This window comes from Mesorhizobium sp. M1312 (assembly GCF_040318115.1).
In the GTDB taxonomy this organism is placed as follows: domain Bacteria; phylum Pseudomonadota; class Alphaproteobacteria; order Rhizobiales; family Rhizobiaceae; genus Mesorhizobium.
Genome location: NZ_JAMYLQ010000001.1, coordinates 297,577 through 318,900 on the forward strand (window position 1 = coordinate 297,577; position 21,324 = coordinate 318,900).

20 protein-coding genes are annotated in these 21,324 nt (G+C 62.8%); 12 read left to right on the forward strand and 8 right to left on the reverse strand.

The features are described 5' to 3' along the window. The first annotated feature begins 99 nt into the window (after nucleotides 1-99). Nucleotides 100-552, forward strand: a complete 453-nt coding sequence (locus tag NKH36_RS01485; protein WP_352959803.1) for a hypothetical protein — start codon at nucleotides 100-102, stop codon at nucleotides 550-552. A gap of 11 nt (nucleotides 553-563) precedes the next feature. Here the strand turns inward: NKH36_RS01485 and NKH36_RS01490 are convergent, their stop codons facing one another. Together NKH36_RS01490 and NKH36_RS01495 are read right to left on the reverse strand one after the other, a co-directional pair. Next, nucleotides 564-1,538: a WD40 repeat domain-containing protein gene (locus NKH36_RS01490; protein ID WP_352959804.1), complete on the reverse strand. Its 975-nt coding sequence runs from the start codon at nucleotides 1,536-1,538 to the stop codon at nucleotides 564-566. 164 nt (nucleotides 1,539-1,702) lie between these two features. After that, nucleotides 1,703-2,782, reverse strand: a complete 1,080-nt coding sequence (locus NKH36_RS01495) for a CobW family GTP-binding protein (RefSeq protein ID WP_352959805.1) — start codon at nucleotides 2,780-2,782, stop codon at nucleotides 1,703-1,705. Nucleotides 2,783-2,978: 196 nt separating this feature from the next. Between NKH36_RS01495 and NKH36_RS01500 the strand changes: the two genes are divergently transcribed. Both NKH36_RS01500 and NKH36_RS01505 read left to right on the forward strand, forming a co-directional pair. Then, entirely contained in the window at nucleotides 2,979-3,710 is a 732-nt protein-coding gene (locus NKH36_RS01500) for an intradiol ring-cleavage dioxygenase (RefSeq protein WP_352959806.1), read from the forward strand. Between the two features lie 219 nt (nucleotides 3,711-3,929). Beyond that, nucleotides 3,930-4,400, forward strand: a complete 471-nt coding sequence (locus NKH36_RS01505) for a MarR family winged helix-turn-helix transcriptional regulator (protein WP_036267548.1) — start codon at nucleotides 3,930-3,932, stop codon at nucleotides 4,398-4,400. 16 nt (nucleotides 4,401-4,416) lie between these two features. Here NKH36_RS01505 and NKH36_RS01510 read toward each other — a convergent pair whose 3' ends face one another. Continuing rightward, complete coding sequence (locus tag NKH36_RS01510; RefSeq protein WP_352959807.1) at nucleotides 4,417-5,295, reverse strand: AraC family transcriptional regulator; 879 nt, start codon at nucleotides 5,293-5,295, stop codon at nucleotides 4,417-4,419. Nucleotides 5,296-5,330: 35 nt separating this feature from the next. Between NKH36_RS01510 and NKH36_RS01515 the strand changes: the two genes are divergently transcribed. The 5 genes from NKH36_RS01515 to NKH36_RS01535 all read left to right on the forward strand — a co-directional run bounded on the left by NKH36_RS01515 (nucleotide 5,331) and on the right by NKH36_RS01535 (nucleotide 9,433). Next, on the forward strand, nucleotides 5,331-5,738 hold the full coding sequence (locus tag NKH36_RS01515; RefSeq protein ID WP_352959808.1) for a DUF2000 family protein: 408 nt from the start codon (nucleotides 5,331-5,333) through the stop codon (nucleotides 5,736-5,738). Nucleotides 5,739-5,941: 203 nt separating this feature from the next. Continuing rightward, entirely contained in the window at nucleotides 5,942-6,826 is an 885-nt protein-coding gene (locus NKH36_RS01520) for a DMT family transporter (RefSeq protein ID WP_352959809.1), read from the forward strand. Nucleotides 6,827-6,948: 122 nt separating this feature from the next. Further along, nucleotides 6,949-7,971, forward strand: a complete 1,023-nt coding sequence (locus NKH36_RS01525; RefSeq protein WP_127318480.1) for a LacI family DNA-binding transcriptional regulator — start codon at nucleotides 6,949-6,951, stop codon at nucleotides 7,969-7,971. Beyond that, nucleotides 7,968-8,951: a 2-hydroxyacid dehydrogenase gene (locus NKH36_RS01530; RefSeq protein WP_352959810.1), complete on the forward strand. Its 984-nt coding sequence runs from the start codon at nucleotides 7,968-7,970 to the stop codon at nucleotides 8,949-8,951. The genes NKH36_RS01525 and NKH36_RS01530 overlap by 4 nt, the downstream gene beginning before the upstream one ends. An 83-nt stretch (nucleotides 8,952-9,034) precedes the next feature. Further along, a complete protein-coding gene (locus tag NKH36_RS01535; RefSeq protein WP_352959811.1) occupies nucleotides 9,035-9,433 on the forward strand; it encodes a hypothetical protein in 399 nt (132 codons plus the stop codon). Nucleotides 9,434-9,454: 21 nt separating this feature from the next. On the opposite strand, the gene NKH36_RS01540 is transcribed toward NKH36_RS01535, so the two are convergent. Further along, nucleotides 9,455-10,228 carry a gamma-glutamyl-gamma-aminobutyrate hydrolase family protein gene (locus NKH36_RS01540; protein ID WP_352959812.1) on the reverse strand — a complete coding sequence of 258 codons (774 nt, stop codon included), beginning with the start codon at nucleotides 10,226-10,228 and terminating at the stop codon, nucleotides 9,455-9,457. 289 nt (nucleotides 10,229-10,517) lie between these two features. Between NKH36_RS01540 and NKH36_RS01545 the strand changes: the two genes are divergently transcribed. Beyond that, nucleotides 10,518-11,627, forward strand: coding sequence for a TRAP transporter substrate-binding protein (locus NKH36_RS01545; RefSeq protein WP_236393436.1), 1,110 nt, complete (start codon nucleotides 10,518-10,520; stop codon nucleotides 11,625-11,627). 62 nt (nucleotides 11,628-11,689) lie between these two features. Here NKH36_RS01545 and NKH36_RS01550 read toward each other — a convergent pair whose 3' ends face one another. The 4 genes from NKH36_RS01550 to NKH36_RS01565 form a co-directional block, all read right to left on the reverse strand. Beyond that, nucleotides 11,690-12,712, reverse strand: a complete 1,023-nt coding sequence (locus NKH36_RS01550; RefSeq protein ID WP_352958332.1) for a zinc-dependent alcohol dehydrogenase family protein — start codon at nucleotides 12,710-12,712, stop codon at nucleotides 11,690-11,692. A gap of 19 nt (nucleotides 12,713-12,731) precedes the next feature. Then, nucleotides 12,732-14,504, reverse strand: a complete 1,773-nt coding sequence (locus tag NKH36_RS01555) for a TRAP transporter large permease (RefSeq protein WP_352958333.1) — start codon at nucleotides 14,502-14,504, stop codon at nucleotides 12,732-12,734. Further along, nucleotides 14,501-15,085, reverse strand: coding sequence for a TRAP transporter small permease subunit (locus NKH36_RS01560; RefSeq protein ID WP_352958334.1), 585 nt, complete (start codon nucleotides 15,083-15,085; stop codon nucleotides 14,501-14,503). Before NKH36_RS01560 ends, NKH36_RS01555 begins: the two co-directional genes overlap by 4 nt. Nucleotides 15,086-15,445: 360 nt before the next feature. After that, nucleotides 15,446-16,351 carry a branched-chain amino acid ABC transporter permease gene (locus tag NKH36_RS01565; protein ID WP_352958335.1) on the reverse strand — a complete coding sequence of 302 codons (906 nt, stop codon included), beginning with the start codon at nucleotides 16,349-16,351 and terminating at the stop codon, nucleotides 15,446-15,448. A gap of 101 nt (nucleotides 16,352-16,452) precedes the next feature. On the opposite strand from NKH36_RS01565, the gene NKH36_RS01570 reads away from it, so the two are divergent. The 3 genes from NKH36_RS01570 to NKH36_RS01580 all read left to right on the forward strand — a co-directional run bounded on the left by NKH36_RS01570 (nucleotide 16,453) and on the right by NKH36_RS01580 (nucleotide 21,295). Further along, nucleotides 16,453-17,061: a CGNR zinc finger domain-containing protein gene (locus tag NKH36_RS01570; protein ID WP_352958337.1), complete on the forward strand. Its 609-nt coding sequence runs from the start codon at nucleotides 16,453-16,455 to the stop codon at nucleotides 17,059-17,061. Next, complete coding sequence (locus NKH36_RS01575; protein ID WP_352958338.1) at nucleotides 17,054-17,593, forward strand: hypothetical protein; 540 nt, start codon at nucleotides 17,054-17,056, stop codon at nucleotides 17,591-17,593. The genes NKH36_RS01570 and NKH36_RS01575 overlap by 8 nt, the downstream gene beginning before the upstream one ends. A 222-nt stretch (nucleotides 17,594-17,815) precedes the next feature. After that, nucleotides 17,816-21,295, forward strand: a complete 3,480-nt coding sequence (locus tag NKH36_RS01580; RefSeq protein ID WP_352958339.1) for an indolepyruvate ferredoxin oxidoreductase family protein — start codon at nucleotides 17,816-17,818, stop codon at nucleotides 21,293-21,295. Nucleotides 21,296-21,324 lie beyond the last annotated feature (29 nt).

Genomic DNA, 21,324 nt, shown 5'->3' on the forward strand with positions numbered 1-21,324 from the left:
TGCATTGGTTCAGCGGCCACGGTGAAAAGAACTGGCGCTTGACCTGAGGGCATCCTCCAGCATCAATGCGGATAGGGTTTGTGGCTTGGGGGAAGAAAGATGCGGACGATCTTCTGTGCAACAACGCTGCTGTTGTCGGCCGGCTCGGCGTTCGCCACCGGCGGCATCTGGTGCTCGGCCGAGGATGCAGCGGTGAAATTCCAAGTCGAAGCCGGCGTCACCAGAGGCATGGGCGGTCCAACGTTCAATTTTCGCGGCGACCTCGAAATTCTCGGCAGGCCCCTCGGCGACGATCTGCGCAAAACAGTGTTCGAGGATTCCGACCTCACGCAATACTGGCTCGACGGCAAGGAATTGCGGCTACTCGTCTATCGCGAGCACGAGGTCGCAAACACCTACAGTTCTGTCGAACTGACGATCGTGACCAAGGCCAGCGAAGAAGGCACCTACGACGGGCGCTATTCGCTCGCAATCTATGAGGGCACGGCTGATACGGGCGGCGACGGCATGCCTGCCGCGTTGACCGGCAAAGTCTCCTGTGGGGCCGAGTAGAGAACTCTCGGTTATGCGGAAATATCGATGACGCCGCAGTCGCCGGCGGCGCTGCCGAAGGCGACGCGGCGTTCCTCCTTGTCCCACATCATCGAGGTGATGGCGCCCTTGCCCGGTCGGCGCAGAAGCACTTCCTTGGCGTCAGCGAAACGCACCGCCATCACCATTCCGTCGTCATAGCCGACGGCGACGACATCCTGGCTTGGATGGCAGGCGACCGAGGTCACCATGGCGTTGCCGCGCGTGCCGAGTTCCAGCGGCGCCTTACCCATCGGCCCGTCCTTGCTCGAAAACGGCCAGACGATCGCCGCCGGTGCGCCGGAACTGGCCAGCCATTTTCCCTTGGCGCTCCACGACAGGCTTTTGACTTTGCCGGGATAGCCGCTCATGCGCATGTGCTTGCCGTCGGCCAGCTTCCAGCCATGCAGGGCGTTCTCCTGCATGGTCGTGACGAGGAAGGCGCCATCCGGCGAGAAGGTGATGCCGGTATGGGCGCCGGCCCATTCCAGCTCGACTGGCTTGCCGTCCGCCGCCGGGAAATGCAGCGTCGCGCCATTGTAGCGGGCGACGCCGAAGCGCATGCCCTTGGGCGAGAACGCTAGCCCTTCGACCGAACGCGGATGCAAGAATTCCTTAGTCTTGCCGTCGGCGAAACAAACAAAGGCGATCTTGCCCGAGGCATAGGCGACGGCGCCTTGTGGTCCGGCGGCGACGCTGGTGATCCATTTTTTCCCGGCGCTTGCCAATTCTGCCGCATTGCCGCCGGCGGTAACGGAAAAAATCTTGCCGTCCTCACCGCCGGTGATCAGCCGGTCGTTGGCCGCATCGTGGAACGCGGCGAGCAGCCCGTCATTGGCCTGCGCCGTCTTGTGGCCATGGTCCAGCCGATGGATTGTGCCGTCGGCCAGTGCGAAATGCGGTACGTCGCCAAGGAAGACGGCGGCGACGCAATGGCCATCGAGATCGAGCGGGGCGACTGTCGGCATGAGAGACTATTCCATTCGAGATTTCCGCTGCCTCACCCTTACCCTCTCCCAGCAGGCGTGGGGAAGGGGCAACCAGCGTCGGAACTTCGCCTTCTCCCCGTGAAAACGGGGAAAAGATGGCGGCAGCTGGATGGGGCAGCTAACGCCGCAAATTGACTTGGAAATCAAGCGGCCTGGCAGGCGTCAAAACTCTTCTTCAGCCGCTCGGCATCGAGCTCGCGGCCGATGAACACCAGCCGGCTCTCGTGCTTCTCGCCTTCTTTCCAGGCGCGCTGGTGGTCGCCCTCGATGATCATGTGGACGCCCTGGATGACATAACGCTCGTCATCGCCCTTGAGCGCAATGATGCCCTTCAGCCGCAGGATGTTCGGGCCTTCCATCTGGGTGATCTTCTCGATCCACGGGAAGAATTTCTTCGGGTCCATCTCGCCGCCGCGCAGCGACACCGACTGCACCGTCACGTCATGGATATCAGAAGGGTGCGCATGATGATGGTGGTCGTGCCCGTCATGGTGATGATGCCCGTCATGATCGTGATGGTCATGGTCATGGTCATGATGGTCGTGGTCATGATCGTGGGCGTCATGCGCCTCGAGGAAATGCGGGTCGTTCTCCAGCGCCCGGGACAGATCGAAGGCGCCGCGGTCGAGCACTTCGGACAGCGCCAGGCCGGCGCGGGTGGTGCGATGGATCGTTGCCGCAGGGTTGATCGCGCGGATCGTTGCCTCGACCTTGCTCAGTTCCTCCGGCGTGACGAGATCGGTCTTGTTGAGTACGACGACGTCGGCAAAGGCGATCTGGTCCTCGGCTTCGCGGGAATCCTTCAGCCGCAACGGCAGGTGCTTGGCGTCGACCAGCGCCACCACCGCGTCGAGCCTAGTCTTGGAGCGCACATCGTCGTCCATGAAGAAGGTCTGCGCCACCGGCACCGGATCGGCGAGGCCGGTCGTCTCGATCACGATGGCGTCGAAGCGGCCTGGCCGGCGCATCAGGCCTTCGACGACGCGGATCAGGTCGCCGCGCACCGTGCAGCAGACGCAGCCATTGTTCATCTCGTAGATTTCCTCGTCGGATTCCACGATCAGCTCGTTGTCGATGCCGATCTCGCCGAACTCATTGACGATGACGGCGTAGCGCTTGCCGTGGTTCTCCGAAAGGATGCGGTTGAGCAGCGTCGTCTTGCCGGCGCCGAGATAGCCGGTGAGAACGGTTACGGGGATCTGCGTCGTCTGTGCATCGCTCATGTTGGGCCTCGAAAAGGATTGTTGGCTCCATATAGGATGTGCGCCGTGCTTTTGCACGCGTCAAACCGATGGGCCAAACAGGTCGCCAACATTGTCGGACTTTCCCAACATCGCTGGACTTTCATTGGCGCCGGCGGGTCTCACTGCCTAGATAAGAACAAGGCAGCTTGCTCGAAAGAACCAAAAGAGGCGCCGGATGTCCGATAAACCGTCCTCCTTGTCGTTGAGCCGGCGCCAGGTGCTTGGCCTCATTGCCGTCAGCGCGGGCGGCGGTGTCATTCTGCCGGGCATCGCGCTGGCTCAGTCGGCCTCGCCCTATGCCGGGCTTGCCCTGTTCGATAGCGGTGCCGGCGTCTGCGCGATCACGCCGGAAGCGACCGAGGGCCCGTTCTATTTCGACCCGAAACTCGAACGCGCCGATATCACCGAAGGCAAAGCGGGCATTGCCCTCAATGTGCGGCTGCAGGTCGTCGACGCAGGCTGCCGGCCGCTTCCCGGCGCGCGTGTCGACATCTGGCATTGTGATGCGCAAGGGCATTATTCGGGCTATCCGGGACAAGGCGACGGCCAGGATGTCGATACGTCAGGCCAGAGTTTTCTGCGCGGCTGGCAGAAGTCGGATGACACCGGCATCGTCTCGTTCGCCACCATCTATCCCGGCTGGTATCGTGGCCGCACGACCCACATCCATTTCAAGGTCTTTCCCGATGACAATTCGGTGATGACCGGCCAGCTGTTTTTCCCCGACAGCCTGAGCGAGCAGATATTCACCACTGTCGCGCCTTACGCCGACCGGTCCGGCAGGCGCGATACGTCGAACGCCAGGGACGGTATCGCGCGGCGCGCCGGGCCGCTGTCGCAGGCGGCGCTGCGCGAGATGGCGGACGCCTATCAGGCCCTGATGATCGTCGCAGTAAAGGCTGCATGACTCTCGTTTCGCGTATGCGTCGCTCCTGCGGAAAGCTCCCACCTCTACTGAAAAGTCGTTTGTCATCTAACTGAAATAAACATCTGGCATTAGCCACGGCGGACACCGCATTGCTTGCCGGCAAAGCTGTTTTGCAAAGCCGGATCTTTTGATCGTCGATTGCCAACCGGGTGGGTGCCTCTATGCTGTCCGCACCGGTTCGGCCGAAGAGGGATGACCATGGCCAAGGCGGACAAGACTGCGACAATGAGCCGGCTGCATTCGGCGGCGCGGCTTGCGCGTACGGCACTCGCCGCGCGGCTTCTAGGGCACGGCTTCTATGCCGGTCAGGACCAGATCATGCTCGCGCTCGACCGTGAGGACGGGCAGACGCCCGGCAATCTTGCCGGTCGCCTCGGTGTGCGCCCGCCGACCATCACCAAGACCATCAACCGGCTGCAGGCGCAGGGCTTCCTGGAAAAGCGCGCCTCTTCCGCCGATGCCCGCCAGGCCCATATCTTTCTGACTGACACGGGCCGCGAAATCATTCATGCCATCGAGAAATCGGTGAAGAAGACCGAGAAGCAGGCGCTGAAGGGTCTCGATAAAAAGGACCAGAAGGCGCTGTTCAAGCTGCTCGCCCGCGTTGAGGCGAACCTCTCGAACGGCGAGATGGTTCTCGTCGATGATGAGATCGACGCCGACGAATGATCAGCGGCTGACGCCATCAGGCAGCGGCTGTTGACGATCCATGGACCAATGCCGACCAGCGGCCCGGCGTGACACCGAACGCTTTCTTGAAGTGCCTGTTGAAATGACTTTGGTCGCTGAACCCGGCCGCTATCGCGATCTGGGCCAGTGGCTCGCTTGCCTCGATCATGCGGCGTGCTCGTTGAAGCCGGCGCATCAGGAGAAAGCGATGCGGGCTGGTGGAGAAGGCAGCACGGAAATGCCGCGATAGGGCGTAGCGATCCAGCCCGGTGATCGCCTCCAGCTCGTCGGAGCGGACGATTCGGAAAACATTCTCTTCCAGATAATCGCGCGCCAGGCTGGCTGCGCGCCATGCCGTCCTTGGGATCGGTTTCGCCGGCAGGCCTGCATGCCGCGCCAGGCTTTGCATCAGCTGCGCAATGAAGTCTGCGACAAAGAGATCGTCCAACTTCTGGTCCAACGGCCCCAGCGCCGAAAGCAGCCTCGTGCGGAAGACAGGATCCGTCACCACGGCATCTCTGACTACAGGCAGCGATCCGCCTATCGTATCGAGGCAGTCCAGCACGACGGACGGCTCCAGATAAAGCATCCTGTAACGCAGGCCCTCTTCGGTGCCGGCACCGCCGTCGTGCAATTCGTCGGGATGGAGCACGATAATCTGGCCGGGCAGGCTGTGATGCGTCGCGCCGCGATAACGGAAACTCTGGACGCCATGCAGCGTCACGCCGATGGCGTAGGTATCGTGACGATGGAGATCGAACGCGCTGCCGTGGAACCGGGCCTCGATACGCTCCATGCCGGCGGAATCGGGTGCCGAGATGACGCAGTTCTCAGCCGCATCAACGCACAAACGTCCAAGACCCTGAAACGCCTCGCCATCTAGACTGTGTGACATCGCTTCATTCACAAACCTCGAATGGCAAATGTCTCATGTTCGACACGAAATTTGCAATCGTGCTGCAGGACGACCTTCCCGTCTGGCAAAAGCTCAATGTCACCGCCTTCCTGACCAGCGGTATCGTTGCGCAGTATAGCGACATCATCGGCGAACCCTATCGCGACCGCGCCGGCAATATCTACAATCCGCTCTCGATCCAGCCGGTCATCGTGCTTTCGGCCGATCGCCCGACGCTCAGTGCGATCCACCGGCGGGCGCTGGACCGCGGCGTGACGACCTCGCTCTACGTCGACGAAATGTTTTCGACCGGCCACGACGCGGCGAACCGCGCCGTCTTTGCCGAATTCGCACCCGACGAAGCCAAGGTCGTCGGCATCGCGGTGCGTGCCGAAAAGAAGCTTGTCGACAAGATCACCAAGGGGGCCCGCATGCATCCCTAGCTAGCGCATGTCCCCTAAGAGGGCATAGCGGTTTTGGGATAACGACATGCAGTCTGTGGCGGCTTGTGCCAGGCTCTTTTGGCTTGCCGGCAGGTGACAATTGCCTCAAAGGTAGGGCTCTGCCCTGCTTCCCATCCGGCCTGAAATTGAGTGCTCTCCCAAGACAAGACGAAAGCGCGACGCCTCCGGTGGCGATCCTTTGCATGCTTTCAGTCTATGTGTTTTTCACCTTCCTCGACACCAGCAGCAAATATCTCGTCCTGGCCGGCGTCTCGGCGCTGATCGTCGCCTGGGCTCGCTTCGCCGTCCATGTCGTGCTTGTCGGTATCTTTCTGCGCGGATGGCGTGAGCCGGCGCGCTTTCGCGCCAACAATCTGCCAGCGCATATTCTGCGCGGCGCCTTCCTGTTCGGATCGACCATTTGCAACGTCATGGCGCTGCGGACTTTGCAACTGGCCGAAACCACCTCGATTTACTTCTTCGCGCCGATGGTGATCACAGCAATCGCCGGTCCTTTGCTCGGTGAATGGGCTGGCTGGCGGCGCTGGCTGGCAATCCTGAGCGGCTTCGTCGGCGTCCTCATCATCACCCGGCCAGGCGTTGGCGTCTTTGGCGTCGGCCATCTCTTCGCGCTCGGCTCGATGCTGTCGAACTGTTTTTACGTCATCATGACGCGGCGCATGTCGGCCACGGAAACCTCGGAGAGCCTCATTCTCTTTTCGGCGCTGGCGCCGGCCGTGCTGCTCCTGCCGATGCTGCCGTTTTCGCTTTCGCTGCCGCAGGATGGCTGGCACTGGTTCATCCTGCTGATGCTTGGCGTCTTTGGCGCAATCGGCCACTGGCTCCTGGTTCAGGCCTATCGGCTTGCCACAATCACGGCATTAGCTCCCTATCCCTATTCACAGATGATCTGGATGATCTTTGCCGGCTGGATTGTCTTCAACCAGTTTCCCGACCGCTGGACCCTCGTCGGGGCGGTCGTCATCGTCGCCAGCGGCCTTTATATCGTCCATCGCGAGCACCGGCTTCGCGTGCCCAACCGCGCCGCCCTCGACGTCGAGGTGGAAGCGCTGGCAAAAAAACTTTGATTTGTTCCGAAAGGGTGGCATAAGGCCGCGTTTAAATTGTTTAGATCACGATCCCCAAAGTGGCATCCGGTTTTCGCTGGAGATCATGGATCAGCTCTAGGTCGTCGGGGGAGCGCAAGGCGCTGGCACAGAAGATCAAGCTTTCGACGATCGCGGATGCGCTCGGTGTGTCCACGGCCACGGTCTCGCTGGCTCTGCGCGACAGTCCGCTGGTTGCCGGAAACACCCGCGACCGCATCAAGGAACATGCCCGCGCCATCGGCTATATCTATAATCGTCGTGCCGCCAGCCTGCGCACCTCGCGTTCGGGCATCGTCGGGGTCGTCGTTCACGACATCATGAACCCGTTTTTCGCCGAGATATTGCGCTCGATCGAAAGCGAGCTCGATCGCAGCCGGCAGACCTTCATCCTGTCGAACCATTATGACCAGCTCGAAAAGCAGCGCACCTTCATCGACACGCTTTTGCAGCTCGGCGCCGACGGCGTCATCATGTCGCCGGCCATTGGCACGCCGCCCGAAGACATATTCATGGCCGAGGAAAACGGCCTGCCCGCGGTGCTGATCGCGCGCACCGTCGAAGGCGCCGACGTGCCGGTGTTTCGCGGCGACGATGCCTACGGCACCGGGCTTGCCACCAACCATCTGATCTCGCTCGGCCATAAGCGCATCGCCATGGTCGGCGGCACCGACCAGACCTCGACCGGCCGCGATCGCTACCAGGGCTATGTCAACGCTATGGAGGCGGCAGGGCTGGAGGTCAGGCCGTCGTGGCGCATCGCCGGTCCGCGCACCAAGCAGGCCGGCTTCGAAGCCGCCGGGCAGTTCCTGGCGCTGAAGGACAAGCCAACCGCGGCGTGCTGCTGGAATGACCTCGTCGCCATCGGCCTGATGAACGGTATTGCACGCGCCGGGCTGGTGCCGGGCATCGACATCTCCGTCACCGGTTATGACGATCTCGAGGAGGCGGCGATCGCGACGCCGGCGCTGACCACCGTGTGGAACGGCCAGCGTGAAGTCGGCCGCCGCGCAGCCAGCGCGCTGCTCGACAAGCTCAATGGGCAGATGGTGCGGCCGTCGCAGGAACTGATCAAGCCGGAACTGCATGTGCGCCAGTCGACCGGCAAACCGGTGGAGCGTGCATGACAAAAGCCGAACAGCAGCAAGCAGTCGCCATTCTGGTGCCGGGCCAATTCAACGACCACGCGGTCGGCCGCATCGACCGGACGTTCAGCCGCGTGTGGATCGAACGGCCAGATGCGTCGCTGGTCACCGACGCGATGCGCCGGACGGTGCGCGGCATTGCAGCCTTTGGCGGGATCAACGCAGCCCTCATCGACGCGCTGCCGAACCTCGAGATCATCGCCAATTTCGGCGTCGGCTATGATTCGGTCGATGCCCGTCACGCCGCACAACGCGGTGTCATGGTCACCAACACGCCTGACGTGTTGACCGAGGAGGTCGCCGACACGGCGATCGGGCTTTTGATCAACACCATCCGCGAGTTACCGCGCGCCGAGACCTGGCTGCGCGACGGCAGTTGGGCACGCAACGCCAACTATCCGCTAAGCCGGCTGACGTTGCGCGGCCGTCGTGTCGGTATTTTCGGCATGGGCCGCATCGGCCTTGCGATTGTGCGCCGGCTGGAGGCCTTTGGGCTCCCGATCGCCTATCACAACCGGCGCCAGGTCGAAGGCCTATCCTACGAATACTATGGCACGCTGAAAGGCCTTGCCGAGGCGGTCGATACACTGATCTCGGTGGCGCCCGGCGGCGCCTCGACGGAAAAGGCGGTCAACACCGAGATCCTGTCGGCGCTCGGCCCGAATGGCGTCTTCGTCAACATCGGCCGCGGCAGCACGGTGGACGAGGCAGCCCTTGCCGCAGCCTTGGCCAATGGCACCATCGCCGCTGCCGGGCTCGACGTCTTCGCCGATGAGCCGAACGTGCCGCCGGCGCTGCTCGCCGCTCCCAACACCTCGCTTTTGCCGCATGTCGGCTCGGCTTCGGAACATACCCGCCGCGCCATGGCCGATCTGTGCGTCGACAATCTGATTTCCTGGTTTTCGGAAGGGAGGGCGCTGACGCCGGTGCCGGAAACGGAAAAGGTCAAGGCCCGCAGCTGAGCGGCACGCTTTCTTATTTGTTAACTACGGCTTAACGCTTTGAAATCATTCTTCATCTATCGCCAGACACGCGGAGAACGCAGATGAAAGCACTTGCTGCATTGATGGCGGTGGCCGCGCTGTTCGGCAGCGTTCAGCTGTTTCACGGCGGCAGCGGCGAAGGCCGCACAGCCGCCGATGAGCCAACGCCGTCGCCCGACGACTACAGGCTGGCGGCCAATGGCGACGAAGCCTCCTGCGCGGTCAAGCGCGGCACTGAGGTTTCACATGGCCTGTCGCTGTTGACGGTCACTGCGAATTGCCGCCGGGTCTTGCCCGGCATCGAGCGCGCGAAATTCTGGCGTGAGCAGGATGACGGCACGGTCACCTTCAGCGCGAACGGCATCGACCCGATCGTCACTTTCGGCGTCGCCGACGGCGACGGTTATGAATCTTACGCGCCAGCCCTGCCGCTGCTGTCGCTGGCGGCCGGCAGCGATTGATGTTGACGTCCGATCGCTGAACTATTCCGCGGCAGTGCGCGCGCCGGATTTCGCTGCGGCGTGGAGGCGCACCGCGTCTCCGAAGGCACTGAGTATCCTTGCCGAGACACTGTCCGACTTGACCCAGTATTCGGGATGCCACTGGACGCCGACAGCGAAGGCGCGGGCGTCCCGCACAGAAACCGCCTCGACCGTGCCGTCGCTGGCAACCGCCTCTATCTGCAGCTTCGGGCCGAGCCGGTCGATGGCCTGGCGGTGCACCGAATTGACCATGATGTCGCCCGCCCCGAAGACGCCGGCGAGGCAGCTTCCGGGCTTGATCGAAATGGTCTGGCGGATGGCGAAGCGTTCGTCCTGATTGTCGCTCGCCGGCGCGCGATGGTCCAGCGACCCCTCGCGCTCCTGGATTTCCGCGGCCAGCGTGCCGCCCAGCGCCACATTCATTTCCTGGATGCCGCGGCAGATGGCGAGCAGCGGCACGCCGCGCTCCACTGCCTTGCGGATCAACGGCAGCGTCGTCGCGTCGCGGGCAGGATCATAGGGACCATTGGCCTCGCTGGCATCGACGCCATAGAGCGAGGGATGCACATTGGACTTCGAACCGGTGACCATGACGCCGTCGACCGATGACAGGAGTTCGTCGAAATCGAGCCGGTCGCCGAAGGACGGCACCAGCACCGGGAATACGCCGGCGCCCAAAAGCGCCGCCTCCAGATATTGCTGCGGAACGGCATGCCAGGTGTAGTTATCGAACTGGCGGACGTCGGTCGATATGGCGACGAGCGGCTGCTGCATTTTTGATCCGGGTTCCATTCAGTGCGGGGATCTATTGTGCCTTTAAAATAGGCGATCCGAAGGCGCTTTGCCATGACAAGTTCGGCATGTCGCATGATCCACGGAAACGGCGTTAGACTTAAGTTGCAAGAGGTGCGTCCGCGCCGCGAATTTCGCGGAAACGCCGCCGGCAAAACCGGCTGCCATGGCTGGACTCGACTTTTTGCCCGTGTATTGTCTGCCGCGAAGCCGATCCGGGGCACAGAGCATTTCCCGAACGTCGGTCTATTGATCCAATAGGGAGGACTTCATGGATCGTCGATCATTCATCCGCAAGGCCGGCGCGACCGGCGTGGGCGCCGCGGCGGCTACAGCAGCGCTTGCCGCGCCGGCTATCGCCCAATCCAATCCGAAAGTGACATGGCGCCTGGCGTCGTCCTTCCCGAAATCTCTCGACACGATCTACGGCGGCGCCGAGGTCTTTTCCAAGATGCTTGCGGAGGCAACCGACGGCAACTTCCAGGTCCAGGTCTTCGCCGCAGGTGAACTCGTGCCTGGCCTGCAGGCCGCGGACGCCACCACCGCCGGCACCGTCGAGGCCTGCCATACGGTGGCATATTATTATTGGGGCAAGGACCCGACATGGGCGCTGGGCGCTGCGGTTCCGTTCTCGCTCAACGCGCGCGGCATCAATGCCTGGCATTACCACGGCGGCGGCATCGACCTGTTCAACGAGTTTCTCGCCACGCAGGGCCTTTTTGGCTTGCCGGGCGGCAATACCGGCGTGCAGATGGGCGGCTGGTTCCGCAAGGAGATCAACACCGTCGCCGACCTTTCGGGCCTCAAGATGCGCATCGGTGGCTTTGCCGGCAAAGTGGTGGAAAGGCTCGGCGTGGTGCCGCAGCAGATCGCCGGCGGCGACATCTATCCGGCGCTGGAAAAAGGCACCATCGACGCCGCCGAATGGGTCGGTCCTTATGACGATGAGAAGCTCGGATTCTACAAGGTCGCGCCCAATTATTATTATCCCGGCTGGTGGGAAGGCGGACCGACCGTCCATTTGATGTTCAACAAGGCGAAATACGAAGAGCTTTCGCCGGCCTACAAGTCGCTGGTGCACACCGCCGCGCAGGCCGCCGACGCCAACATGCTGCAGAAATACGACCTTCTGAATCCGGCGGCCGTGAGGCGGCTGGTGTCCGGGGGCGCCAAATTGCGCCCGTTCAGCCCGGAAATCTTGGCAGCTTGCTTCGAAAAGGCGAACGAAGTCTATGCCGAGATGGAAGCCTCGAACGCGCCGTTCAAGAAGATCTGGGACTCGATCAAAGCCTTCCGCAAGGAGCACTATCTCTGGGCGCAGGTGGCCGAGTACAATTACGACACCTTCATGATGGTCCAGCAGCGCACCGGCAAGCTCTGACAACAGTTACGGCGCCCCGCGCTCTTAGGACCCGGGGCGCCGTCACACTTCGATTTGCCGGATCAGCGCGGCACAACCAGCACCTTGACTTCGCCTGGCGCAGGCGGATTGGCGATCACCGCAGCCGCCTCCTCAAGCGTCACCTGCCGTGAGATGAGCTTGTCGATCTCGATCGCACCCGAGGCGATGAGATCGGCGGCCCGGCGATGCGTAAACGGATTGAGAAACGAGCCCAGGACCCTCAATTCCCGGAACAACAGGTCGAAAGGTTCGAACTCGGCCTTCATGCCTTGAGGCATCACGCCGACGATGACAACCTTACCGCCTGCTTTGGCCAGCCGCATCGATTGCTCGACTGTCTCTCTTACGCCAGCACATTCGAACACCACATCGACGCCGCCTGGCATCAGGCCCGACGCACCGACGACCGTGTCGATGATATCGCAAGCGCTTGGGTCGACCGTCGCCGTTGCGCCCAATTCTTCGGCGAGGGCACGCCGCGAGGCCTGGCGAGTCGACAGGATGATTGTCGTCGCGCCGGCAAGCCTCGCCAGTTGCACGGTGAGCAGGCCGATCACCCCGCCGCCAAGCACGGCGACCGAGGAGCCGGGCCTGATCTGCGCCAGGTCCATGCCATGCAGGCAGCAGCCAAGTGGCTCGCATAACGCACCATGCGTCGGCTTCAGGTCTTTCGGAAGGAGGAAGGCCTGCTTCTGAGGCAGCACGACATATTCGGCGAAGCCGCCGTCGCGGCGGATGCCGATGGCAACCAGATTATGGCAGAGATTGGTGCGACCGGCATGGCAGTGCGGACAGCGCCCGCAGGCGATGTTGGGATCGCCGGTGACGCGATCGCCGATCGAAAAACCAGACACAGCCGTTCCAATCGCCTCGACGAACCCGGAGAATTCATGTCCGAGCGTCACCGGCGGCGTACAGGGAAATTCGCCATGGAAAAGGTGCCGGTCGGTGCCGCAGACGCCGCATGTTTCGATCCGCACCAGAAGATCGCCCGGCCCGGCTGACGGTTTGCCGACCTCGCGCAGGGCAATGCTGCCCACGCCCTCCAGCCGCACCGCTTTCATGTCTGTTGCGCCTCCGGCATCAGTTGAAACTCGGTGGTTGGGACAGATCGGGTGCTGGCGCTGATGGCTTGGCAGGCGGCGTTTCACCGAAACTCGGCGGCTGCGACAGATCCGGTGCAGGCGCGGTCGGCGCCGTGCCGCCATCCGCGGGCGGTGTGCCAAGCGGCGACAGGCCCGGCGTTTCCGGTACCTGGTAATCGATCGTGCCCGGGTCCACTGGCGTGCCCTTGTAATGCATCACCATCTGCGGGAAGGCGATGGTCAACCCGATCATGATGACCTGGATGCAAACGAAGGGAACCGCGCCCCAATAGATCTGGCCGGTGGTCACCGGTGCGATCTGCTTGCCGGTGAGGCGATCCAGATAGGGCACCCTGGCGGCGACCGAACGCAGGTAGAACAGCGCGAAGCCGAAGGGTGGATGCATGAAGCTGGTCTGCATGTTGACGCCGAGCAGCACGCCGAACCAGATCAGGTCGATGCCGAGCTTGTCGGCGGCCGGCGCCAAAAGCGGCACGATAATGAACGCGAGCTCGAAGAAATCGAGAAAGAAGGCGAGCAGGAAGACGAGGATGTTAACGCCGATCAGGAAGCCGATCTCGCCACCCGGCAGAGATGTCAGGAGGTGTTCGACCCAGATATGGCCGTTGACGCCGTAAAAGGTGAGCGAGAACACCCGCGCGCCGATCAGGATGAACAGCACGAAGGACGACAGCCGCGTCGTCGATGCCAGCGCCTGCTTGATCACGTCCAGCGACAGCCGCCCTTTCATTGCCGCCATGATCAGCGCGCCGACAGCGCCCATGGCGCCGCCCTCGGTCGGAGTGGCGATACCGAGAAAGATGGTGCCCAGCACCAAGAAGATCAGCGCCAGCGGCGGGATCAGCACGATGATCACCTGCTGCGCCAGCCGCGACATCATGTTGATCTTCAGGCGCTGGTCGGCGATCGCCAGGATGTAGATGAAGACCACGCCGATGGTAGCGCCGAGAATGTCGGCGTTTTGGCCCTGCGACGGCGCGAGATAGCGATACGCCGCGTAGGAAACCACGACTGCCGTCAGCACCGCGACCAGCAACGACAGGATGCCGTGGCCGAGCGTGCGGGCCTCCAGCGGCAATGCCGGCATCGACTTCGGCCGGACAATCGCCATGATCAGGATGTAGAACGTATAGAGGCCGGTCAGAACCAGCCCCGGGATCAGCGCGCCCGCATACATGTCGCCGACCGAGCGGCCGAGCTGATCGGCCAGAACGATCAGCACCAGCGAGGGCGGAATGATCTGGGCGAGCGTGCCCGACGCCGCGATGACGCCGGACGCTACACGGCGGTCATAGCCGTAGCGCAGCATGATCGGCAGCGAGATCAGGCCCATTGCGATGACGGAAGCAGCCACCACACCGGTGGTTGCGGCAAGCAGCGCCCCGACGAAGATCACGGCATAGGCGAGGCCGCCGCGGATCGGTCCGAACAATTGGCCGATCGTATCGAGAAGGTCCTCGGCCATGCCCGATCGTTCGAGCACGATGCCCATGAAAGTGAAGAACGGGATGGCCAGCAGGGTGTCGTTCGACATCACCCGGCTGCCGTAGAAATTATCCGGCAGTGCGTGCAGCAGCGGCCAGGCGAGATTAATCGATCCGCCCGAATAGGGTGAAAGCACAACGCCGATGAAGAAGAACAGTAGGCCGTTGGCGGCGAGTGAGAAGGCGACCGGGTAGCCGATCAGCAGGAAGATGACCAGCGAGGCGAACATGATCGGCGCCATGTTCTGGGCGATGAACTCGATCACGAGCGCACCTCTTCGGCGAGCGCCTTCGCTTCGAGCTCGGCCTGCTCATGCACCGATATGAACGGGGTGGGATCGTCCATGTCGCCGCGCATGATGGCGATCTTCTTGATGATCTCCGAGATGCCCTGGAGCGCGAGCAGGAAAAAGCCGGCCAGCAGGATCGCCTTTGCCGGCCAGATGATCAGCCCGCCGGAATTGTTCGACATTTCGCCGCTGCGAAACGACAGCGAAACATAGGGGACGAAATAGACCACCATCAGGGTGACGAACGGCATCAGGAAAAAGAGGTGACCGAGAAGGTCGATCCAGTGCTGCACGCGGCGCGAGAACATGCCGTAGACGATGTCGATGCGGATGTGGTCGTTCTGCTTAAGCGTGTAGGCAGCGGCCAGCATGAAGGCGGCGCCGAACAAATACCACTGCAGTTCCAGCCAGGCGTTCGACGACATATCGAACGTCTTGCGGATGACCGCATTGGCGGCGCTGACCAGGATTGCCAGCAGGATCAGCCACGACACCCATCTGCCGATGAATTCGTTCACGCGATCAATGGTTCTGGATAGAGCGAGCAGCCCTGCCATGCATTCCTCCCTTTACGCATCGACCCGAAAATCGGTGTCGATTTTCGAAAAGCACGATGTGTGACTCAAAGTGTCAGCGGCGCGCCAATTCCCGCTTGTTTTCCGTCGCCTCGCTGTGGCCCAACGGTATGCCGTGCGTGGCCCGGCGGGTCAACATAGGGCAGACCGACTAAAGCAATCTTGTGAGATGGGGAAGAGATGAAACAGCCGTCTGACGCAGCGCATGACCCGAAGATCGGGGTCGATTTTCGCTGGGGATGACGCGCAAGATCAATGTGCTACAGCGTCCTTTGCGCGTCCGAGCGGACGCGCGGCGCTGTAGAAGTGATGCAACCAAAGTCTACCCAGGTCTGATTGCAGTTAGGCAATCTTGCTCTGGTCGCGCCCGGCGCCGATCAGCACCAGCATGGCGACGAGGAACAGATACATCCAGGCATCGCGCCACTCGACCGGGAAGTAGCCGGCCCACAGCGATTCGGCCATGCCGAAGGCGGCAGCGCCAAGTGCAGCCCGCAACGGCGAGAGATAGCCGCCCACCGCCGTTACGAACAGGATTTTCAGCCCGTAGACCAGGCCGGAGCCGAAGCTGATATTGCCGTAGTAAAGGCCGGCGAGGACACCGGCCAGCGCCGCGCAAAGGCCGCCGGCGAGCACCGCGTGCCGAAACACCGCGCGGACGTCGACACCGCACATGGCCGCGGCTTTGGGGTCGTCGGACACGGCGCGCCAACGCCGGCCGAAGCTTGAGCGGGCGAACGCCCAGGCGGCGAGCGCAATGGTTGCCACGACGATCCCGCAGTCGAGCAACTGAATCAGCGTCAGCGTCGCATTGAAATTGGTCCCCTTCGCAAAAATGATGGGCTGGGCCAGCATTGGCGGCAGCCACAGATCATGTGTGTCAGCGGCGATGCGGCTTGCCTCCGACAGCAGCAGCAATATGCCCAGCGTCGTCACCACGATCGCATTGGGCGTGCGGTCGGCCAGCGGCTCGAAGATGCTGCGCGACAGGACATGGCTGATCAGTGCCGCATACAGGAAGGCCGCGACAATACCGAGCGTGACGGCCGCCAACAGCGTCAGCCACAGGGCCTGATAGCCGAAGGCTGCGGTGAGGATCATCGTCTGTCCGCAAAAGGCAAACAGTGCGCCATAGGCAAGGTTGGTTCGGTGCAGGATGCCGTTGGTCAGCACATAGCCGAAGGCAAGCAACGCATAGAGCGCGCCGGAATGCAGCCCGTTCAGGACCTGCTGGAAGAAATAGAGCATGCGAATTCCCTTGGATCGCGGAAGACCGCGTCCACGCGGAGCAGATTTGCATCGGGTAATCTAACTTGTCAAACGTGATTTATCGGTTAGAAATGCCGCTCATGACGGTTTCCTGGACCCCGCACCGCTTCACCGGCGGTCTTCTTGCACTCGACACGGCGAACACGGTGGTGCTGCGTGGCGATCCCCAGAAAACCTTCGACCGGCTCAAGGATCCGGCGGAGATCGCCCGTTTCGCCGACGCGGCAAGCGGCTTTCGCACCGCCGAGCTTGGCGGCAGGCGGCTCGAAGCGCCGTCGCCGGATAAGATCGCGCCGGTTGTGCTGGCGATCCGCGAGACGACCGACCGGCTGTTTCGTGGTGCGGTGTCGAAAGGCGCGATCGCTACGGGCGATCTGCCTGGCTTTCTTAGTGCCTGCGCTGAGGGTCTCGCGCACAGCCGCACCGAGATCGATGCGCCGGGACGGCCGTTCGGCGATCCGGCGACGCCCATCGCCTTCGAGGCGGCGCTGGCGGTTTCCGCACTGTCACTGCTGCACGTCGACACCGTCGAAAGGCTGAGGATCTGCCCCAATTGCACTTGGCTGTTCCTCGACCGAAGCCGCAATTCCAGCCGTCTTTGGTGCGACATGGCGGTGTGCGGCAACCGCCAGAAGGCAAGCCGCCACTATCGCCGCCGAACGGCAGCCGGAGGGACCGCCAATGTCTAGGAAGATCTTACGCCTGGTCGTTGTCGGCGCCGCGCTCGTGGCAGCGATAACGCTCGGCGCCTGCCGCGATACCGGCAAGGACGGCGAAGGCAGATTGTTCGAGATCTCCGGCAAGCTGGTCGTCTTCAATTATCGGCTCGCAAGGGCGACCTTTGTCGTCACGCTGAGACCGTTGCGGCCGATGGAGGTAGGACAGGTCGCGGTCGCCAGCTTCCAGAATCCGGCCGGCGGCGAGCCGCTGGTCGTCGAACAGAAAATCTGGCCGAAGCTCGGCAAGGTATCGCTCGAGAGCCCGGCGCTTTCCTGCATCGTCAAAGACAAGCCTTATGCGATTGCGATCAGCATCAAGGATGCCGACGACGCGGTCCTCCAGAAGATCGACACCACGCTGATGTCGACGCAGGACCAGTCGGTCCTGCCCGACCGGCCGCTGGTCATCGACCAGCTCTATACGCCCAATCCCGAGCTTGCTGGCCATCCGGACGGCAAGCTGCCGGGCGCACCTAAGCCCGACTGTTCGAAGGCCGGCTGACGCGTCATCGCCGGGTATCGGCCGCGGCTGGAATTTTCGTGCGCTGACGGAACAACGAGTGTGCGATTTCTTACACCATCGGGCGCGGACCGGATCGTTTGTTGCGCCTCACCTGGGCATCTTCGATTTTGTTTGACCTGCCCGGCAAGGGGAGAAACACTGCAGCCTCCAACTCCGACGTTGGCTGCGCTAGAACTGCGGCCTCCGCAGAGGAAATGCCTGATGATTCTGCATGATGTCGCGCTCGACGACAAGTTCGACCTGGGAAAGGAGCGCATCTTCCTTTCCGGCGCGCAGGCGGTCATCCGCATGCTGCTGATGCAGCGCGAGCGCGACCGCCGGGCTGGCCTGAACACCGCCGGCTTCGTATCCGGCTATCGCGGCTCGCCGCTCGGCGGCCTCGACATGCAGCTTTGGAAGGCCAGGAAGCAGCTCGCCCAGTCGGACATCGTCTTCCAGCCCGGCCTCAATGAGGAACTCGCGGCCACGGCTTGCTGGGGTTCGCAGCAGGCCGAATTACTGGGTGAGGGCACGCATGACGGCGTCTTTTCTGTCTGGTACGGCAAGGGACCGGGCGTCGATCGCTCCGGCGACGTGTTCCGCCATGCCAATCTCGCCGGCTCGTCAAGATATGGCGGCGTGCTCGCCCTGATGGGCGATGACCACATGGCCGAATCCTCGACCAACGCGCATGCGACCGAATTCCTGTTCGTTGACACCATGGTGCCGATCCTCAATCCGGCCGGGGTCCAGGAGATCATCGACTATGGCCTCTACGGCATCGCCATGTCGCGTTTCGCCGGCACCTGGGCGGCGATCAAATGCGTCAAGGACAACATCGAATCGACGGCTTCGGTCGATGCCGCGCTCGAACGGCTTGAGATCGTCACCCCGGACTTCGACATGCCGCCTGGCGGCCTCAACATTCGCAACGAGATCGACATGCTCGGCCAGGAGGAGCGGCTGCATGAATACAAGCGCGCCGCTGCTTCGGCCTTCATCCATGCCAACGGGCTCAACCGGATCGTCTATTCCGGCGGCGGCAGCCCGAAGCTTGGCATCGTCACCATCGGCAAAAGCTATCTCGACGTTCGCCAGGCGCTGGAAGACATCGGCGTCGACGAAGCCGGTGCCAACCGCATTGGTATCAGACTGTTCAAGGTCGGTTGCCCGTGGCCGCTCGACCTGCAGCACATCGCCGACTTCGCTCGCGGTCTCGACACCATTGTCGTCGTCGAGGAGAAACGCTCGCTGATCGAGGTGCAGCTGCGCGAAAACCTTTATGGCACCGCCATGCAGCCGGTCATCGTCGGCAAGAAGGACGAGCGCGGCGACGGACTGTTCCCGGCCAAGGGCGCGCTTGATCCCAACGACATCGCCATCGCGCTCGGCGACAGGATCTTGCGGACGATCGGCCCGTCGGACGAGATTGCCGCGCGGGTGGCGAAACTTCGCCAGTTCCAGGCGATGCTCGCCGACACTTCAGACATCGCCTCGCGCACGCCCTTCTTCTGCTCCGGCTGCCCGCATAATTCCTCGACCAAGGTGCCCGACGGCTCGCTCGCCGCCGCCGGCATCGGCTGCCATTTCATGGCGCTGTGGATGGATCGCAACACCGTTGGTTTCACCGCCATGGGCGGCGAGGGCGCGCAATGGGTCGGCCAGGCGCCGTTCTCGAAGCGCGATCACATATTCCAGAATCTCGGCGACGGCACCTACAACCACTCTGGTGCGCTGGCGATCCGCTTCGCGCTGTCGACCGACGCCAACATCACCTACAAGATCCTCTACAACGACGCCGTCGCCATGACTGGCGGCCAGCCGCACGAGGGAGGCCTGACCGTGGACATGATCGCCAGGCAGGTGCGGGCCGAGGGCGTTGAGCGGATCGCCATCGTCACCGACGAGCCGGACAAATATACCGGCAAGATCGAATTCCCCGCCGGCGCCACTATCCATCACCGCGACGACCTCGACCTCGTCCAGCGCGAATTGCGCGCGATCAGGGGTACATCCGTGCTGATCTACGACCAGACGTGCGCCGCCGAAAAGCGCCGCCGCCGCAAGCGCGGCACCTTCCCCGATCCCGACAAGCGCGTCTTCATCAACGAACTGGTCTGCGAAGGCTGCGGCGATTGCGGCGTGCAGTCGAATTGCGTGTCGATCCAGCCGGTCGAGACCGAATTCGGCCGCAAGCGCAGGATCGACCAGTCGAGCTGCAACAAGGATTTCTCCTGCATCAACGGCTTCTGTCCGTCCTTCGTCACCGTGCATGGTGGCAAGATCAGGAAGGCCGACGGTATTGCCGGCACGATCGACCCGCTCGACGGCGTGCCCGCGCCCGCCGAATTCCCGCTCGGCGAACAAGGCTGGGCGGCGATCATCGACGGCGTCGGCGGCACCGGCGTCGTCACCATCGGCGCGGTGCTCGGCATGGCGGCCCATCTCGAAGACAAGGGCTGCGGCATGATCGACATGGCCGGCCTTGCCCAGAAGGGCGGCTCGGTGTTCACCCATGTCCGCATCGCGCGCAGCCCGGGCGATATCCATGCCATCCGCGTTTCGGCCGGCAAGGCAGACCTTGTGCTTGGCTGCGACCTCGTCGTGTCGGGCGCCCAAAAGGTGCTCGCCGCGGTGCGTGAGGGCCACACGATCTTCCTCGCCAACACCGCCGAGATCATGCCCGGCGAGTTTACCCGGTCAGCGGATTTCTCGCTGCCCGTCGAGCGGCTGAAAAAGGCGATCCGCACTGCCGCTGGTGACGACAAGGCGCATTTCTTCGACGCCACTTGCACCGCCACGGCGCTGTTCGGCAGTTCGCTCGGCGCCAACATGTTCATGCTCGGCTTCGCGTTTCAGCATGGCGGCTTGCCGCTGTCGGCCGAGGCAGTCGAAAAGGCGATCGAGCTCAACGGCCAGGCCGTGGCAATGAACGTCTCAGCCTTCCGCTGGGGCCGCCGCGCCGCCCACCAGCCGGATTTCGTGCGCGGCCTCGTTGCCCAGCCGGGCAAGACTGCACAGACTGCCGCTGTCGCCGAAACGCTGGACGACATCATCGCCCGCCGCGTCGCCTTCCTCACCGCCTATCAGAACGCCGCCTATGGCAAGCGCTATGCCGACCGGCTGGCCGCGCTGCGCAAGGCCGAAGCCAGGGCGGTGCCCGGTTCGATTGATGTGACCGAGGCCGCCGCGAGGAACCTGTTCAAGCTGATGGCGATCAAGGACGAATACGAGGTGGCGAGGCTCTACACCGACGGCTCCTTCGCCGCCGAGCTGGGCAAGCAGTTCCAGAGCTACGACAAACTCGAATTTCATCTCGCGCCGCCGATCATGGGCAGGCGCGGCAAGGGCGGCAAGCCGGGGAAGTCGAGCTTCGGTCCCTGGATGATGAAGGGGTTCCGCCTGCTGGCAGCGATGAAAAGCTTGCGTGGCACTCTCTTCGATGTGTTCGGCTACAGCACCGAAAGGCGTATGGAGCGGCAGCTTCTTGCGCAGTACGAAGCCGATTTGGAGCTTGTCGCCGCAGCACTCGCGCCGGGCAGGGTCGAGGCCGCGGCAGCGCTTGTCTCAGTGCCGGCGCTCATTCGCGGCTATGGTCACGTCAGGCAGGCCAGTGCCGAAAAGGCCGCTGGCGAGCGCCAGAGGCTGCTCGATCGGCTGGCAAAAACGCCGGTGCGGCCGGAACTCCAGGCCGCCGAGTGATCGATATGCCTTGTGTACCTGAAGAATGG